The organism is Chitinimonas sp. (assembly GCF_036568685.1).
Classification (GTDB): Bacteria; Pseudomonadota; Gammaproteobacteria; order Burkholderiales; family Chitinimonadaceae; genus Chitinimonas.
Genome location: NZ_DATCSC010000071.1, coordinates 84,965 through 100,151 on the forward strand (window position 1 = coordinate 84,965; position 15,187 = coordinate 100,151).

Here is a 15,187-nt window from a genome sequence, read left to right on the forward strand (position 1 = left end):
CAGCCTTTGGAGGGTGGCATGGCTCGGTAGCGAAAGCCGCACCCGACGGGAGTGCGCCACGCAACTCCAAGGGCGGTGTAAAATCAGGCCCTTCCTGCCTACCCGGCACCTCACAGGCTGCAGCGTTACCCACGCCAGGGCCACCCAAGGAGACCTATGAATTCCGCTTTTCTCCAGCATCTCGAATCCGAGCTGGCCGGTATCAAGGAAGCCGGCTTCTTCAAGCCCGAACGCGTGATCGCCAGCCACCAGCGGGCTGATATCAAGCTGCGTGACGGCAAGGAAGTGCTGAACTTCTGCGCCAACAACTATCTGGGCCTGGCGGACGACCCGCGCCTGATCGCGGCGGCCAAGAAGGGCGTGGATGATTACGGCTATGGCGTGGCCAGCGTGCGCTTTATCTGTGGCACGCAGTCGGTGCACAAGGATCTCGAGGCAGCGATCTCGGGCTTCCTGGGTACCGATGACACCATCCTCTACTCCAGCTGTTTCGACGCCAACGGCGGCGTGTTCGAGACCCTCTTGAGCGATGCAGACGCGGTGATCTCAGATGAGCTCAACCACGCCTCCATCATCGACGGCGTGCGGCTTTGCAAGGCACAGCGCTACCGCTACAAGAACAACGACATGGCCGATCTGGAAGCCCAGCTGCAGGCCGCCAAGGCCGCCGGTGCCCGCTTCACCCTGATCGTCACCGACGGTGTGTTCTCCATGGATGGCTATATCGCCAACCTCAAGGGTGTCTGCGACCTGGCCGACCAGTACGGTGCCCTGGTCATGGTCGATGATTCGCACGCCGTCGGCTTTATCGGCGAGACCGGTGCCGGTACGCCTGAGCACTGTGGCGTGGCCGACCGGGTGGATATCTATACCGGTACCCTGGGCAAGGCGCTCGGTGGTGCTTCCGGTGGTTACGTGTCGGGTCGTCGTGCCATCGTGGACCTGCTGCGCCAGCGCTCGCGCCCCTATCTGTTCTCCAACTCCCTGGCACCCTCCATCACCGCTGCCAGCCTGGAGGTGTTCCGCATCCTCAAGACCGAAGGTGCTGTCCTGCGCGCCAAGGTCAAGGCCAATGCCGAGTTGTTCCGCAACAAGATGAGCGCCGCCGGCTTTACCCTCTTGCCGGGCGAGCACCCCATTGTGCCGGTGATGCTGGGCGACGCCCGCTTGGCGGGTGAGATGGCTGCCAAGCTGCTGGAACACGGCGTCTACGTGATCGGCTTCTCCTTCCCGGTCGTACCCAAGGGCAGGGCCCGCATCCGTACCCAGATGAGCGCGGCACATAGCACCGAGCATATCGAGCGTGCGGTAGCTGCCTTTACCTTGGTGGGTAAGGAACTGGGCGTGATCTGATGCGTCTGCGTGCGTTGACGGTTGCCGATCATCTGCCCATCCGGGCGGTAATGAACGAATGGTGGGGTGGGCGGCAGGTCGATCATCTGCTGCACCGCTTCCTCTTCGAGCATTTCGGCGACAGCAGCCTGTTTGCAGAGACGGCCGAAGGTGAGCTGGCGGGTTTTCTGGTGGGTTTTTTGTCGCAAACCCAGCCAGATGTCGCCTATGTTCATTTTATCGGTGTCGCACCATCGGCTCGCGGTTCGGGGCTGGGACGCACGCTCTACCAGGCATTCATGGCGCATGCCCGGCTTGCCGGGCGCACCCGTATCAAGGCGATCACCTCGCCCGTGAATCATGCTTCCGTGGCTTTCCACCTCAGCCTGGGCTTCAGGCTGGCGGAAGGGGATGCCACGGTGAACGACTATCCCGTGATCAGCGATCACGGCGGGCCGGGGCAGGCCCGCATATGTTTTGAAATTGATCTGAAAGCCGCTCACGAGGCGGCAGACCAGCAAGGACAGTAACAATGAAAGCACTCGTCAAAGCCGAAGCCGCACCCGGCCTCACCCTGCAACGCGTCAAGAAGCCCGAGGTCGGCCACAACGATCTGTTGATCAAGATTCGCAAGACGGCGATCTGCGGTACCGACATCCATATCTGGAAGTGGGACGACTGGGCGCAGAAGACCATCCCGGTTGGCATGCACGTTGGCCATGAGTACGTGGGCGAAGTGGTCGGCATGGGCTCAGAGGTCAAGGGTTATCAGATCGGCGACCGTGTCTCGGGCGAAGGCCACATCACCTGCGGCTACTGCCGTAACTGCCGTGCCGGCCGTGTGCACCTGTGCCGCAATACCACCGGCGTGGGTGTCAACCGCGAGGGTGCATTTGCCGAATACCTGGTGATCCCGGCCTTCAATGCCTTCAAGATCCCGGACGACATCCCCGACGAGATCGCGTCCATCCTCGATCCCTTTGGCAACGCCACCCATACCGCATTGTCCTTCGACCTGGTCGGCGAGGATGTGCTGATCACCGGTGCCGGCCCCATTGGCATCATGGCGGCCGCGATTGCCCGTCATGTGGGTGCCCGCCACGTGGTGATCACCGACGTGAACGAATACCGGCTGGAGCTGGCGCTGAAGATGGGTGCCACCCGCGCCGTCAACGTTGCCAAGCAGGACCTGCGTTCGGTCATGACCGAGCTGGGCATGACCGAGGGCTTCGATGTGGGCCTCGAGATGTCTGGCAACCCGCAGGCCTTCCGCAGCATGCTCGACACCATGAACCACGGCGGCAAGGTGGCCCTGCTGGGCATCCCGCCGGGCGATATGGCGATCGACTGGAACCAGGTCATCTTCAAGGGCCTGATCATCAAGGGTATCTACGGCCGCGAGATGTTCGAGACCTGGTACAAGATGGCCGCCATGCTGCAAAGCGGCCTGGACCTGAGCCCCATGATCACCCACCGCTTCCCGGTGGAGGAGTACGTGACCGGCTTTGAGACCATGCTGTCGGGTCAATCCGGCAAGGTCATTCTTGACTGGACTGAGGCTTGATCCTGAGCCCGGCATGAAACAGAACGCCCCGCCTGGGGCGTTTTGCTTTTGGAGCGGCGGGGACTCGTCGCATCACTGTCATCTTGCCCCGGTAACGTGCCGCCGTTTCGCACGAACAACCACTGGAAGATGCCATGCAAGTTCGCCTGATTGCTGCCGCGCTCGCTGCGGTCTATGCCCATTCCGCCCTGGCTGCCAACGCCTTTGAGCTCAAGCCGGTCGAGCATGCCTCGGTCACCATGGTCGAGCGTTACACCCTGGACGTGCCGGCCAGCGAATACGTTCCCTACAACGGCAAGTTCAAGGCTGCTTTCCCCAAGGGCCTGCCGCTGGCTATCGGTTCCGGTCTGCGCTTCAAGGGTTATGAGAAGGATGCCTCGCTGAGCTTCTGGGCGCTGACCGATCGTGGCCCCAATGGCGATTCGCCCAGGGTCAAGACGGGCGACAAGACCTCGCCCAGCAAGGTCTTCCTGGCCCCGGAGTTTGCCCCGCGCATCGGCATCATCAATGTTCAGTTGGCCGATGCGGCTCGTCTGGTCAGCTCCATGCCGCTCAAGCAGGACGGCAAGCCCATCAGCGGTCGCCCGGTCAACCCGGATAGCTCCGGCTCCTCCAGGGAGATCCCGCTGTCGGACGAGCTCAAGCCGCTCAAGTTCGACGACTTTGGTATGGACCCGGAAGGCATCGACTTCGACAAGCAGGGTAATCTCTGGATCTCGGACGAATATGGCCCGGTGATCGCCCAGGTGGATGCCAAGAGCGGCGAGTTCATGCAGCAGTACCTGCCGGGTGCCGGCCTGCCTGAGGTCATCGGCAGCCGTCAGCCCAACCGCGGTCTGGAAGGCATTGCGGTGGAGCCCAGTGGCCGGGTGATGGCCATAGTGCAGAGCACCCTCGACATCAACAAGGAAACCCGCGGCACGGCCCAGTTCCTACGTATGGTGGAGCTGGACCCCAAGACCGGCGCTACCCGCATGTTCGCCTACCCGCATGACGTGGCCGACTACAAGAAGAGCGGCGACGCCAAGATCGGCGACCTGATCGCCATCGACGACAACCGCTTCCTCTTGATCGAGCAAGGTAAGGACAAACAAAAGCGCATGCGCAACATCGTCTACCTGGTCGACATCCTGGGGGCGGACGATCTGAGCGGCCGCAAGCTGCCCAATGGCAAGGAGCTGGAATACGCCGATGCCAAGGCACTGAGCGAATTGCAGACCGGTGGCGGTGTGCAGGGCAGTAGCAATGTAGTGTCGGCAGGGACGTCTGGCGGCCTGAAGATGGTGCGCAAGACCAAGCTCTTTGATCTGCGCGACTTCGGTTGGGAGCCGGAAAAGGCTGAAGGCATCGCCATCGTCGGTGAGATCGGCAAGTTTGGTGATGCCACCCAGCTGGCTTTTATCAACGACAACGACTTTGGCCTCAAGGGCAAGATCAACGGCAAGGACGAAGACCCGGAAGCCTATACCGTGGACGCCAGCGGCAAGCTCTCGGATGAGCAGGGCAATCCCGCTGCCGCCAGCTACGAAGTGAGCCAGAACGATGCCGCCGAGCGCGATACCCAACTCTGGTTCGTGCACCTCAAGAAGCCGCTGAAGGACTTCTTCCCCAAGTAATTCTTACGGTCATATCACTCCGAGCAGTTCCTGCCCCGCCATGCGGGGCTTTTTTTCGTCCTGCCCAGCTATATAGTTAGCCCCAAGTGCTTCATCGCGTGGCCATGCCTGCGGGTAGAATGCGGCTTCCCCCTGGAGTTGTTCATGTACCACTCGCTCGAAGATTTCATCGGCAATACGCCGCTGGTGCGGCTCAAGCGCCTGCCCGGCAATACCAGCAACATCGTCCTCGCCAAGCTGGAGGGCAACAACCCGGCCGGTTCAGTTAAGGACAGACCGGCCCTCAGCATGATCCGCCGCGCGCAGGAGCGTGGCCAGATCAAGCCGGGTGATACCTTGATCGAGGCTACCAGCGGCAACACCGGTATTGCGCTTGCCATGGCGGCCGCGATGATGGGCTACAAAATGGTGCTGATCATGCCTGAGCACCTGAGCGTGGAGCGCCGCCAGACCATGAAGGCCTTTGGTGCCGAGATCATCCTCGTGAGCCAGCAGGAAGGCATGGAAGGCTCGCGCGACCTGGCTGAGAAGATGCGCGACGAAGGCCGCGGCATCATCCTTGACCAGTTCGCCAACCCGGATAACCCGCTGGCGCACTATGAAGGCACCGGGCCGGAAATCTGGCGCGATACCCAAGGTCAGATCACCCACTTTGTCTCCAGCATGGGCACCACAGGCACCATCATGGGTACCGGCCGTTACTTGCGTGAGCAGAATCCGACCATCCAGATCGTTGGCGTGCAGCCTATCGATGGCGCGCAGATCCCCGGCATACGCAAATGGCCGGCCGAGTATGTGCCCAGCATCTGCGACTTTTCCAAGATCGATCGCATCATGGAAGTGACCCAACAGGAAGCCGAGATCATGACGCGCCGGCTGGCGGCTGAGGAGGGCATCTTCGCCGGTATCAGCTCGGGCGGCGCCATGGCGGCTGCGCTTAAGCTGAGTGCCGAGCTGGAGAATGCCACCATCGTCAGCGTGGTCTGCGATCGTGGTGATCGCTACCTCTCCACCGGGGTCTTTCCGGACTGAGCGGACCTTCCGTACCCAAACACAACGACACCGTGAGGTGCCGTTGCGCTTTGTGGCGCAGGCAATCTTGCATCGAGCAGCAGTGTGTCGCTAAAATTCATAGGATGATTGGATCATTGGATGAATTTCATGATGCAAACCGATGAGAAAGTGAGCCGACGCTCCCTGGTGGACCAGGTGGCGGACATGCTGCGTGAGCGGATTACAAGTGGGGCATGGCTGACCGATAGCCGCATTCCAACCGAGCCGGAGCTGGTGGCGATATGCGGTGCCAGTCGCAACACCGTCAGGGAGGCCGTGAGGGCATTGACCTTCTCTGGAGTGCTGGAGACCCGCCAAGGCGACGGCACCTATGTGCGCAGTCGGGTGGACCCGACCGCCACCATGCGGGCGCTGGGCAAGGCCTCGCTGCGTGAGCACCTTGAGCTGCGTAACCTGTTGGAAGTGGAGGCGGCCCGACTTGCCGCGCTGCGCCACCAACCGGCAGATTTGCTTGAGCTGCGCAGCCTGCTCGCTGCGCGGGGCGACCGTGCCCGGGGGGAGCCCAGTCTTGCAGGGTTTATCGAGCGCGACCTGCGCTTTCACCGCAAGATCGCGCAGATGTCCGGCAACGCGTCGCTGGCGGCGCTGTATGAGTTCTTTGCCGTCAGTATTGGCCAGCACCTCTCCTATAGCCTTCTGGATGCCGAGCAGCCTGAGCCCGGACACGCCGAGCACGCTGCCGTGGTCGAGGCCATTGCCAGCAGCGACGGTGAGCGGGCGGCTGAGGCGGCCCGGCAGATCAGTGGCCCGGCGCTGGACCAACTGGGACAAGAGGGGCTGTCATGAGCGGCAAGACTTCGGGCGCTGCCGTTCTGTTGCTCCTTGGCATGGTCATGGTCGGCCTCAATCTGCGGCCGGCATTGTCCAGCATCGCTCCGGTGCTCTCGGTCGTTCGCCTGGGAGAAGGGCTGAGTGCGACGGGGGCCGGTCTTTTGACCACCTTGCCGGTGCTTTGCCTGGGTCTGTTTGCCCCCTTGGCACCCATACTGGCGCGCCGGCTGGGGGCGGAGCAGGCCATTCTCCTGGTGCTGGCGGGCCTGATGCTGGCCATCCTGCTGCGCCCCTATACCGGCCCGGTCGGCCTCTTTCTCGGCACCATCCTGGCCGGTGCCTGCATAGGCATAGGTAATGTGATCCTGCCGGGCATCGTCAAACGCGAGTTCGCTCATAGGGTCGGACCGGTTACCGGCCTCTATACGATGGCGCTGAGCCTGGGCGCTGCGTTGGCCGCAGGTTTTACCGTGCCGGTGCAGAACCTGGCCGGCGGCGACTGGCGGCCCGCGATGGCCTTCTGGGCGCTCCCGGCCGCGCTTGCAGCCATCACTTGGCTGCCGCAGCTCAAGCAGCACCGTGCGCTCAACAAGGTGGCGCATGTACGTGGTCTTTGGCGCGATCCACTGGCCTGGCAGGTCATGGTCTATATGGGTGCCCAGTCGTCCCTGTCCTACTGCGTGTTCGGCTGGCTTCCCACCATCCTGGCGGACCGTGGCATGAGCGCCCTGGCGGCGGGCTTCATGATGTCCATGTCGGTACTGGTGCAGTTGATCACGGCGCTGACGGGGCCCTGGTTCGCTGCGCGGGGTCGCGACCAGCGGCTGGCCATCGTGGTGGTAGTGGTGCTGACCATTGCTGGTCTCTTGGGTTGCGTTTACGCACCGCTGGAGCAGATCTGGTTGTGGGCGGTGGTACTGGGTCTGGGACAGGGAGGTACCTTCAGTATCGCGCTGACGCTGATCGTGCTGCGTGCGAGCGATGCGACGGTGGCCAGTGAGCTTTCTGGCATGGTGCAGGGGGGCGGCTATACCATTGCCGCCCTGGGGCCGCTACTGGTGGGTCTGTTGCACGAATGGACCCATGGCTGGCACGCCGTGGCCATCTGGTTCGCTGTGCTCACGGTCGTCGCACTGATCGCAGGCCTGGGGGCTGGTCGCAATCTGCATGTAACGGTACGGCGAGCGCATTAAAAAGCGCACCCTTGGGTGCGCCTTTTCCTGCAGGCTTGCGGGCTCAGCCACCCATGCCTACGAGGGCCAGGAGGCCCAGCAGTGCAAAGATGACGGCGGCAATGCGGTGCACCAAGGTCACTGGCAGCGCATGGGCAGCCTTGTCGCCCAGCCAGACCACCGGCGCATTGGCCAGCATCATGCCTACGGTGGTGCCGGCAATGACCCACCAATAGTCCTGGAAGCGGGCGGCCAGTGCCACGGTGGCAACCTGGGTCTTGTCGCCCATCTCGGCCAGGAAGAAGGCTACCAGGGTGGCGCCAAAGACGCCGAAGCGCTCGCTGAAGCCGGCCTCGTCCTCGTCCAGCTTGTCCGGGATCAGCATCCAGCCTGCCATGGCTATAAAGGAAACACCCAGGATCCAGCGCATCATGTCCGGTCCGATCAGCGCCATCAGCCAGGAGCCGACGGCACCGGCCAGGGCATGGTTGACGATGGTCGCAGCAAAGATGCCGAGCACAATGGGAACAGGCTTGCGGAATTTGGCAGCCAGCAACAGGGCTAGCAGTTGGGTCTTGTCGCCGATCTCTGCGAGCGCGACGATGCCGGTCGAAACGAGGAATGCTTCCATGGGGTGATTTCTCTGGGGCCGGCAGCAAACCATAGACGCAGCCCGCCGCGGCCCCTTGCCGGTCGGGTGCGTCCGTGGTCTTGCCAGGCGAAGGTCAGGCGACCTTGCTGTTCACGCCATGGTCTTGCGACCAAGTATGTTGACATGAACTTCCACCGGGGCGGTGGAACGGCTACTCCCCAAAGACGGGGCGCATTGTATACGCATGCGCCTCGTCGGGCCAGCCTTCAGTGCTGCGGGCCGGATTTGGGTAGCAGCAGATTGAGGGCGATGGCCAACACGCCGCACAGGCTGACACCGGAGAGGCCGAAGCTGTCGCTGAAGTTGATTGCCAGCCCGCCTATGCCGGTCACCAGTACGACCGAGATGATGCAGAGGTTGCGCGGGTCGGCAAGGTCGACCTTGCCCTCGATCAGGGTCTTGAGGCCGATACTGGCGATAGAACCGAACAAGAGCAGCATAATGCCCCCCATGACCGGCAGGGGGATGGTGCCCAGGAAGGCGCCGAACTTGGCCACGAAGGCCAAAAGGATGGCGAAGCAGGCCGCCCAGGTCATCACCACCGGGTTGAAATTGCGGGTCAGCATGACCGCCCCGGTCACCTCGCCGTAGGTGGTTACCGGCGGACCGCCGAACAAGCCCACGATGTTGACTGCCAGGCCGTCGCCCAAAAGGGTGCGGTGCAGGCCGGGCTTCTCGGTGAAGTCCTTGCCGGTAACCGAGCCGATGGCCAGGATGCCGCCCACGTGTTCGACAATAGGTGCGATCGCCACCGGGATCATGAACAGGATGGCGGCGATATTGAACTCTGGGTGGCCAAATGTGGGCAGCGCAAACCAGGGGGCATCCAGTACCGGCTGGAAGTTGACCACGCCGGCCGCGATGGCAGCCACGTAACCCACCGCCACGCCGGCCAGGATGGGCACCAGCTTCATGATGCCGCGCGCCTTGATTGCTACCAGCATGGTGGTCAGCAGGGAAATCGCTGCCAGGGTGATGGCGACGTGGTTAGCAACCACCTGGTTGCTACCGGCCTTGCCTGAGGCCATGCCCACGGCAACCTGCGCCAGGCCCAAGCCGATCACCATCACGACCGGGCCGATCACTACCGGCGGCAGGATGCGGTGGATAAAGTCCACACCGCGCCATTTCACCAGGGCGGCAGCGATGTAATAGCAGAGGCTGGCGCAGGCCAGCGCCCCCAGCGTGGCCGGCATGCCCCAGGTCTGCACCGAATAGATGACCGGTGCGATAAAGGCAAAGCTTGACCCGAGATAGATCGGTACCTCGCGGCGGGTGACCAGTTGGAAGACCAGGGTGCCAATGCCGGCACCGAGCAGGGCGAGGCTGGGGTTGAGTCCGGTCAGCAGGGGGACCAGTACGGTAGCGCCAAAGGCGACAAACAGGATTTGTGCACCGGCAATGGCCGTTTTGAGCGTGTCGTTCATCTTCTTGTTCTCTGGGCCTGGTTCTTCAGGCTTGGTAATAGCTGCCTTTGGGGGGCTGGGCGAGGAGCGGCATGACTTTGGCAATCTCATCGGCTGGGATCAGCTTCGCCGCCGCCTGGTGGGCAGCGATGCTTTGCCACTGCTCGATGATGACCAGCCGGTTCGGGTCGTCGTGCTGGCGCAGCAGTTGGCAAGCCAAGGCACCAGGGGCCTTGCTGACCACCTCGATGACTTGGCTGAGGAAGGTATGGAGCGCGTCGGCTTGCCCCGCAGCCGCTACAAACTCATTGATGCGGGTAATGGTCATGCTCCCCCCGCTCAGCCGTGCTTGGTGCCGAAGATCTTGTCGCCAGCATCGCCCAGACCCGGAATGATGTAGCCGTGTTCGTTGAGGTGGTCGTCGATGGCGGCGGTGTAGATATCCACGTCCGGGTGCCGTTCCTGCATCAGATTGATGCCCTCGGGTGCCGCGACCAGCACCAGCGCCTTGATATGGGTACAGCCATTGCGCTTGAGCATGTCCACGGTGGCGACCATGGAGCCGCCGGTGGCCAGCATGGGGTCGATGATCAAGGCGGTGCGCTCGGCGAGGTTGCCGACGAACTTCTCGAAGTAGGGCACCGGCTGCAGTGTCTCTTCATTGCGCGCCAGACCCACCACACTGATCTTGGCGTTGGGCATCATGTCCAGCACGCCATCGAGCATGCCGATGCCGGCGCGCAGTATGGGCACTACGGTAACCTTCTTGCCCTTGATCTGCTCGATCTCCACCGGGCCGCACCAACCCTCGATGGTGACCTTCTCAAGCGGGAAGTCCTTGCAGGCCTCGTAGGCCAGTAGACGGCCGATCTCGGCGGTCAGTTCGCGAAATTTCTTGGTACTCATGTCGGCGTCGCGGGCAAGGCCGATCTTGTGGCGTACCAGGGGGTGGCGTATCTCGTGGATGGCCATGTTTCACATCCTTTTTTCAGCAATATTGTCGCCAAGGTTAGTGCATGCCACCCCTGCATGCACGCAGTGCTGGGCTATGCTTTTCGCAAGCCCTTGAAAAGACGCGCTTTCATGGGTACCCTTCGCGCCTTTTTACAGCGTCGCGCCTCAGTCGGGAGATGAATATGAACCGGGAAGAAATCGTCAACGTCATGCGTGAGGCCGACTGCCTGCACAACGATGCAGAAGTCAGTGCCGCGCTGGACCGCATGGCCGCTGCCATCACCGAGCGCCTGCATGACAAGAACCCCTTGGTCTACGTGGTGCTCAATGGTGGCATCATCGCCGCCGGCCAATTGTTGCCACGGCTGAACTTCCCGCTGGAAGTAGCCTATCTGCACGCCACCCGTTACGGCGACAAGACCCAGGGGGGCGGTCTGACCTGGAAGGTCAAGCCCACCGACGACATGAACGGCCGTACGGTACTGATCATCGACGACATCCTGGACGAGGGGAACACGCTGGCTGCCATCCTCGACTACTGCCGCGATCAGGGCGCCACAGAAGCGTTGACCGCCGTGGTGGTCAACAAGCTGCACAACCGCAAGGCCTTCCCTGGCCTCAAGGGCGACTTCGTCGGTCTGGATGTCGAGGACCGCTTCCTGTTCGGCTGCGGCATGGACTACAAGGGCTTCTGGCGCAACACGCTGGGCATCTACGCAGTTAAGGGACTGTAAGTCCTTGAAGATGAGCGGAATCGGTCACTGTATCGATTCTGCTCATGCAAGCCGGCTGCGGTCGGCGTGGTAAAATCTCTGAAATCTTTCCCTCCCTTCCCGGAAGCTCCGCCATGTTCAAGCCGCTGTCCATTGCCCAATACGACCCCGAACTCTCCGCCGCGATCCAGGGCGAAGTCGTGCGCCAGCACGAGCACATCGAACTGATCGCCTCCGAGAACTACACCAGCCCGGCGGTGATGGAAGCGCAAGGCTCGCAGCTGACCAACAAGTACGCCGAGGGCTACCCCGGCAAGCGCTTCTATGGTGGTTGCGAATATGTGGACGTGGTTGAGCAACTGGCTATCGATCGTGTGAAGCAGCTGTTCGGTGCCGAATACGCCAACGTGCAACCGCACTCCGGTTCGCAAGCCAACCAGGCGGTGTACTTCAGCATCCTCAAGCCGGGCGACACCGTGATGGGCATGAATCTGGGCCACGGTGGTCACCTGACCCACGGCTCGCCGGCCAACCTGTCGGGCAAGCTGTTCAAGATCGTGCCCTACGGCCTGAATGACAAGGAAGAGATCGACTACGACGAGATGGAGCGTATCGCCATCGAGACCCAGCCCAAGCTGATCATCGGTGGCGCCTCGGCCTACGCCCTGCGTTTCGATTTCGCCCGCATGGCTGAGATTGCCAAAAAAGTCGGCGCCTACTTCATGGTCGACATGGCGCACTACGCCGGTCTGATTGCCGCGGGTGTCTACCCCAACCCGGTACCGCACGCCGACTTCGTGACCTCCACCACCCACAAGACCCTGCGTGGTCCGCGTGGTGGCCTGATCCTGGCCAAGGCCGAGCACGAGAAGATGCTCAACAGCAACGTCTTCCCTTCGCTGCAGGGCGGCCCGCTGATGCACGTCATCGCCGGCAAGGCCGTGGCCTTCAAGGAAGCGCTGACGCCTGAATTCAAGGCCTATCAGGAACAGGTGCTCAAGAACGCCGCCATCATGGCCAAGACCCTGGCCGAGCGCGGCCTGCGCATCATCTCCGGCCGCACCGAGAGCCACGTGTTCCTGGTTGACCTGCGCCCCAAGGGTCTGACTGGCAAGGCCGCCGATGCGCTGCTGGGCCAGGCTCACATCACGGTCAACAAGAACGCCATCCCGAACGATCCGGAAAGCCCCTTTGTAACCTCGGGCATCCGTATCGGCTCGCCGGCCATCACCACCCGTGGCTTCAAGGAAGCCGAGGCGATCGAAGTGGCCAACCTGGTGGCCGACGTGCTGGACAAGCCGAACGACGAAGCCAATATCGCCGCCGTCAAGGCCCGCGTCCATGCCCTTACCAGCCGCTTCCCGGTATACGGCAAGTAAGCCTTCAGGCCGGTAGGCATGAAAAGGAGCGCTTCGGCGCTCCTTTTTCTTTGCCTGCGGGGCCGGGTACTGTGCTGCCTGGTCCGCGTGCGCTGTACCGGGCCGCCGGTCGTCCGTCTGGGCTATCTTCCAGCTCGTCGCTTAGGGATTCATCGCCATGTCACGACTCATGCCCCTGCCTTCGCTTGCAGCCGGTTTCATCACCGTACTGGTCGGCTATACCAGCTCGGCCGCCATCATCTTCCAGGCTGCCAGCGCTGCCGGTGCTACGCCGGCCGAGCTTGCTTCCTGGTTGATGGTGCTGGGCATAGGGATGGGGCTGACCTGCATCGGCTTGTCGCTGCGCTACCGCATACCCATCTCCACTGCCTGGTCCACCCCTGGTGCGGCCCTGCTGGTCAGCAGCCTGCCCGGCGTGAGCATGCCCGAAGCAATCGGCGCCTTTGTGTTCTCGGCGGCATTGATCACCCTGAGCGGTGTTACCGGCTGGTTCGAGCGCGCCATGAAGCACGTGCCGCTCTCCATTGCTGCGGCCATGCTGGCGGGGGTGCTGCTGCGCTTTGGTATGAATGCCTTTGGTGCGCTGCAGCAGCAGTTCGGCATCGTCTTGCCCATGTTGCTGGTCTATCTCGTCTTCAAGCGCTTCCTGCCGCGCTACGCCATCGTGGTGGTGCTGCTGGTCGGTTGCAGCCTCGCGGCCTGGCACGGCTTGGTCCACCTTGAGGGCCTTGATTTTTCGTTGGCGCAACCGCTTTGGACTACCCCGGTGTTCGACTGGAAGGTGCTGGTTGGGGTTGGTTTGCCGCTATTCGTTGTCACCATGGCTTCGCAGAATATCCCCGGCGTGGCCGTGCTGCGATCAGCCGGCTATGCCCCGCCGATCTCGCCACTGATAGGTTGGACCGGGCTGTGCAATCTGCTGCTCGCTCCCTTCGGCTGCTTCGCCATCAACCTTGCTGCCATTACTGCCGCCATCTGCGCCGGCCGTGAGGCGCACGAGGACCCGGCCCAGCGCTTCCGCGCCAGCGTGGCAGCCGGCGGCTTCTACCTGTTGCTGGGTTTGCTCGGCGGCTCGGTCGGTGCCTTGTTCGCCGCCTTTCCCAAGGAGCTGGTGCTGGCTATTGCCGGCATTGCGCTCTTTGGTGCCCTGGCCAATGGGCTTACCCTGGCCATGCGTGAAGAGCACCAACGCGAACCGGCGCTGATCACCTTTTTGGTGACCGCCTCGGGGCTGTCGCTCGGCGGTATTGGCTCCGCATTCTGGGGGCTGGTGGCCGGTGGTGTGGCCTTGTGGGCGCTGAGCTGGCGGCTGCGCCGTCCGGCCTGAGCGGGTCTGCTAGACTGGCTTGGCCCGTTTGGGGCCAACCGCTTGGGGTAAGCCGTTTGTTCCGTACCTTGCTCGTTCTACTTTGCTGCTTTATGGGTGGCTGCAGCAGCTTGGCCTACCTGGGGCAGGCGGCCAATGGCCAATCCCAGGTCATGCGCCGGGCCCGGCCCATGGCCGAGGTGATAGACGACCCGGCCACCTCGCCGCAGCTGGCCGACAAGCTCAGGCTGGCGCAACGATTCCGGCAGTTTGCCGTGGCTGAGCTAGGGCTGCCGGACAATGCCAGCTATACCCGCTATGCGGACGTGCAACGCCCCTACGTGCTCTGGAATGTGGTGAGTACACCGGCGCTATCGCTCAGCCCGGTACAGAGTTGCTTTCCTATCGCCGGCTGCCTGGCCTACCGCGGCTACTACGCCGAGGCCGACGCTGCCCGCTATGCTAGTGAGCGGCGTGCCGCCGGCGACGACGTGTTCATGTACGGGGTGGCTGCCTATTCGACCCTGGGCTGGTTTGCCGACCCGCTACTCAACACCACCGCCCGTTATGACGATGCCAGCCTGGCACGGCTGATCTTCCACGAGCTGGCCCATCAACTGATCTATGTGAAGGACGACAGCACCTTCAACGAGGCCTTCGCAACGGCGGTGGAGCTGGAGGGCTACGAGCGTTGGTTGCGCCAGACAGGGGATGCGCAGCAGTTGGCGCGCTATCAGCGCGAGGAGGTGCAGCGAGCCGCCTTCCGCAACCTGATGGAGCAGGGCATGCAACGTCTGCGGGCGATTTATGCGGATACTGCCGATGCAGCAGATAAACAGCGCCGCAAGGCCGAGGCCTTGGCGGCGCTGGCTGAGGACTATCAGGCGCTCAAGCGGCAGTTGGGCGCCGCCAGCTGGGGCTACGACGCCTGGTTCCAGCCGGTGCCCAACAACGCGCACTTCGTCGCGCTGGCTACCTACCACGACAAGGTGCCGGCCTTTCGCGTGCTCTTTCATAAGCAGGGAGAGGACTTTGCGGCCTTCTACGCGGCGGTACGCACGCTGGCAGAAAAAAACCGGGCCGCTCGTGACGAAGCACTGGCGGCCCTGACAAGCATCGCCGGCACGGACGGCCAGCAATACGGAGCAACAAATTCTCGGACAGCGCCGTAGCGCGCGGCGGCCTTTCGTCCCGGAACAACCGCCTTGTTGCCAAGTGGGCATGATGTTGTGCTGAGCCAATAAGCGC

At 62.6% G+C, this 15,187-nt stretch carries 15 protein-coding genes and 1 riboswitch; of the genes, 11 read left to right on the forward strand and 4 right to left on the reverse strand.

The features are described from left to right. The first annotated feature begins 156 nt into the window (after positions 1-156). The 7 genes from VIM95_RS11105 (at position 157) to VIM95_RS11135 (ending at position 7,550) form a co-directional block, all read left to right on the forward strand. Positions 157-1,353, forward strand: coding sequence for a glycine C-acetyltransferase (locus VIM95_RS11105; protein ID WP_331985606.1), 1,197 nt, complete (start codon positions 157-159; stop codon positions 1,351-1,353). After that, complete coding sequence (locus VIM95_RS11110) at positions 1,353-1,862, forward strand: GNAT family N-acetyltransferase (RefSeq protein ID WP_331985608.1); 510 nt, start codon at positions 1,353-1,355, stop codon at positions 1,860-1,862. Before VIM95_RS11105 ends, VIM95_RS11110 begins: the two co-directional genes overlap by 1 nt. A gap of 2 nt (positions 1,863-1,864) precedes the next feature. Continuing rightward, the gene (gene tdh / locus VIM95_RS11115; protein ID WP_331985610.1) at positions 1,865-2,896 is read left to right on the forward strand and encodes an L-threonine 3-dehydrogenase; all 1,032 of its coding nucleotides are present in this window, start codon (positions 1,865-1,867) and stop codon (positions 2,894-2,896) included. A 134-nt stretch (positions 2,897-3,030) separates the two neighbouring features. Then, positions 3,031-4,512 (forward strand): esterase-like activity of phytase family protein, encoded by a 1,482-nt coding sequence (locus tag VIM95_RS11120; RefSeq protein ID WP_331985612.1) that lies wholly within the window; start codon positions 3,031-3,033, stop codon positions 4,510-4,512. Between the two features lie 144 nt (positions 4,513-4,656). After that, positions 4,657-5,544: a cysteine synthase CysM gene (gene cysM, locus VIM95_RS11125; protein WP_331985614.1), complete on the forward strand. Its 888-nt coding sequence runs from the start codon at positions 4,657-4,659 to the stop codon at positions 5,542-5,544. Between the two features lie 129 nt (positions 5,545-5,673). Continuing rightward, positions 5,674-6,372 carry a FadR/GntR family transcriptional regulator gene (locus VIM95_RS11130; protein ID WP_331985616.1) on the forward strand — a complete coding sequence of 233 codons (699 nt, stop codon included), beginning with the start codon at positions 5,674-5,676 and terminating at the stop codon, positions 6,370-6,372. Further along, entirely contained in the window at positions 6,369-7,550 is a 1,182-nt protein-coding gene (locus tag VIM95_RS11135; RefSeq protein WP_331985619.1) for an MFS transporter, read from the forward strand. The genes VIM95_RS11130 and VIM95_RS11135 overlap by 4 nt, the downstream gene beginning before the upstream one ends. A 43-nt stretch (positions 7,551-7,593) precedes the next feature. Here the strand turns inward: VIM95_RS11135 and VIM95_RS11140 are convergent, their stop codons facing one another. The 4 genes from VIM95_RS11140 to upp all read right to left on the reverse strand — a co-directional run bounded on the left by VIM95_RS11140 (position 7,594) and on the right by upp (position 10,559). After that, positions 7,594-8,160, reverse strand: coding sequence for a TMEM165/GDT1 family protein (locus VIM95_RS11140; protein WP_331985621.1), 567 nt, complete (start codon positions 8,158-8,160; stop codon positions 7,594-7,596). 13 nt (positions 8,161-8,173) lie between these two features. After that, positions 8,174-8,353: riboswitch (yybP-ykoY riboswitch) on the reverse strand. 34 nt (positions 8,354-8,387) lie between these two features. Further along, positions 8,388-9,608: a uracil-xanthine permease family protein gene (locus VIM95_RS11145; RefSeq protein ID WP_331985623.1), complete on the reverse strand. Its 1,221-nt coding sequence runs from the start codon at positions 9,606-9,608 to the stop codon at positions 8,388-8,390. Positions 9,609-9,633: 25 nt separating this feature from the next. Further along, positions 9,634-9,915, reverse strand: a complete 282-nt coding sequence (locus tag VIM95_RS11150) for an antibiotic biosynthesis monooxygenase family protein (protein WP_331985625.1) — start codon at positions 9,913-9,915, stop codon at positions 9,634-9,636. A gap of 11 nt (positions 9,916-9,926) precedes the next feature. After that, positions 9,927-10,559 (reverse strand): uracil phosphoribosyltransferase, encoded by a 633-nt coding sequence (gene upp, locus VIM95_RS11155; RefSeq protein ID WP_331985627.1) that lies wholly within the window; start codon positions 10,557-10,559, stop codon positions 9,927-9,929. A gap of 164 nt (positions 10,560-10,723) precedes the next feature. Here upp and VIM95_RS11160 point away from each other — a divergent pair, with 164 nt between their 5' ends. From VIM95_RS11160 to VIM95_RS11175, 4 genes are all read left to right on the forward strand, one after another. Then, a complete protein-coding gene (locus VIM95_RS11160; RefSeq protein ID WP_331985629.1) occupies positions 10,724-11,275 on the forward strand; it encodes a hypoxanthine-guanine phosphoribosyltransferase in 552 nt (183 codons plus the stop codon). A gap of 113 nt (positions 11,276-11,388) precedes the next feature. Then, a complete protein-coding gene (gene glyA / locus VIM95_RS11165; protein ID WP_331985631.1) occupies positions 11,389-12,633 on the forward strand; it encodes a serine hydroxymethyltransferase in 1,245 nt (414 codons plus the stop codon). Positions 12,634-12,790: 157 nt separating this feature from the next. Then, positions 12,791-13,960 (forward strand): benzoate/H(+) symporter BenE family transporter, encoded by a 1,170-nt coding sequence (locus tag VIM95_RS11170; RefSeq protein WP_331985633.1) that lies wholly within the window; start codon positions 12,791-12,793, stop codon positions 13,958-13,960. 56 nt (positions 13,961-14,016) lie between these two features. Then, positions 14,017-15,111: an aminopeptidase gene (locus tag VIM95_RS11175; RefSeq protein ID WP_331985635.1), complete on the forward strand. Its 1,095-nt coding sequence runs from the start codon at positions 14,017-14,019 to the stop codon at positions 15,109-15,111. The last annotated feature ends 76 nt before the right edge of the window (positions 15,112-15,187 follow it).

Bases quoted from the DNA above. Each gene is read 5' to 3' on its own strand.
- tdh (WP_331985610.1), top strand. From the start codon at position 1,865: ATGAAAGCACTCGTCAAAGCCGAAGCCGCACCCGGCCTCACCCTGCAA.
- VIM95_RS11110 (WP_331985608.1), top strand. From the start codon at position 1,353: ATGCGTCTGCGTGCGTTGACGGTTGCCGATCATCTGCCCATCCGGGCG.
- VIM95_RS11135 (WP_331985619.1), top strand. From the start codon at position 6,369: ATGAGCGGCAAGACTTCGGGCGCTGCCGTTCTGTTGCTCCTTGGCATG.
- VIM95_RS11150 (WP_331985625.1), bottom strand. From the start codon at position 9,915: ATGACCATTACCCGCATCAATGAGTTTGTAGCGGCTGCGGGGCAAGCC.
- VIM95_RS11120 (WP_331985612.1), top strand. From the start codon at position 3,031: ATGCAAGTTCGCCTGATTGCTGCCGCGCTCGCTGCGGTCTATGCCCAT.
- VIM95_RS11105 (WP_331985606.1), top strand. From the start codon at position 157: ATGAATTCCGCTTTTCTCCAGCATCTCGAATCCGAGCTGGCCGGTATC.
- glyA (WP_331985631.1), top strand. From the start codon at position 11,389: ATGTTCAAGCCGCTGTCCATTGCCCAATACGACCCCGAACTCTCCGCC.
- VIM95_RS11160 (WP_331985629.1), top strand. From the start codon at position 10,724: ATGAACCGGGAAGAAATCGTCAACGTCATGCGTGAGGCCGACTGCCTG.
- VIM95_RS11130 (WP_331985616.1), top strand. From the start codon at position 5,674: ATGATGCAAACCGATGAGAAAGTGAGCCGACGCTCCCTGGTGGACCAG.
- VIM95_RS11170 (WP_331985633.1), top strand. From the start codon at position 12,791: ATGTCACGACTCATGCCCCTGCCTTCGCTTGCAGCCGGTTTCATCACC.
- cysM (WP_331985614.1), top strand. From the start codon at position 4,657: ATGTACCACTCGCTCGAAGATTTCATCGGCAATACGCCGCTGGTGCGG.
- VIM95_RS11145 (WP_331985623.1), bottom strand. From the start codon at position 9,608: ATGAACGACACGCTCAAAACGGCCATTGCCGGTGCACAAATCCTGTTT.
- VIM95_RS11140 (WP_331985621.1), bottom strand. From the start codon at position 8,160: ATGGAAGCATTCCTCGTTTCGACCGGCATCGTCGCGCTCGCAGAGATC.
- upp (WP_331985627.1), bottom strand. From the start codon at position 10,559: ATGGCCATCCACGAGATACGCCACCCCCTGGTACGCCACAAGATCGGC.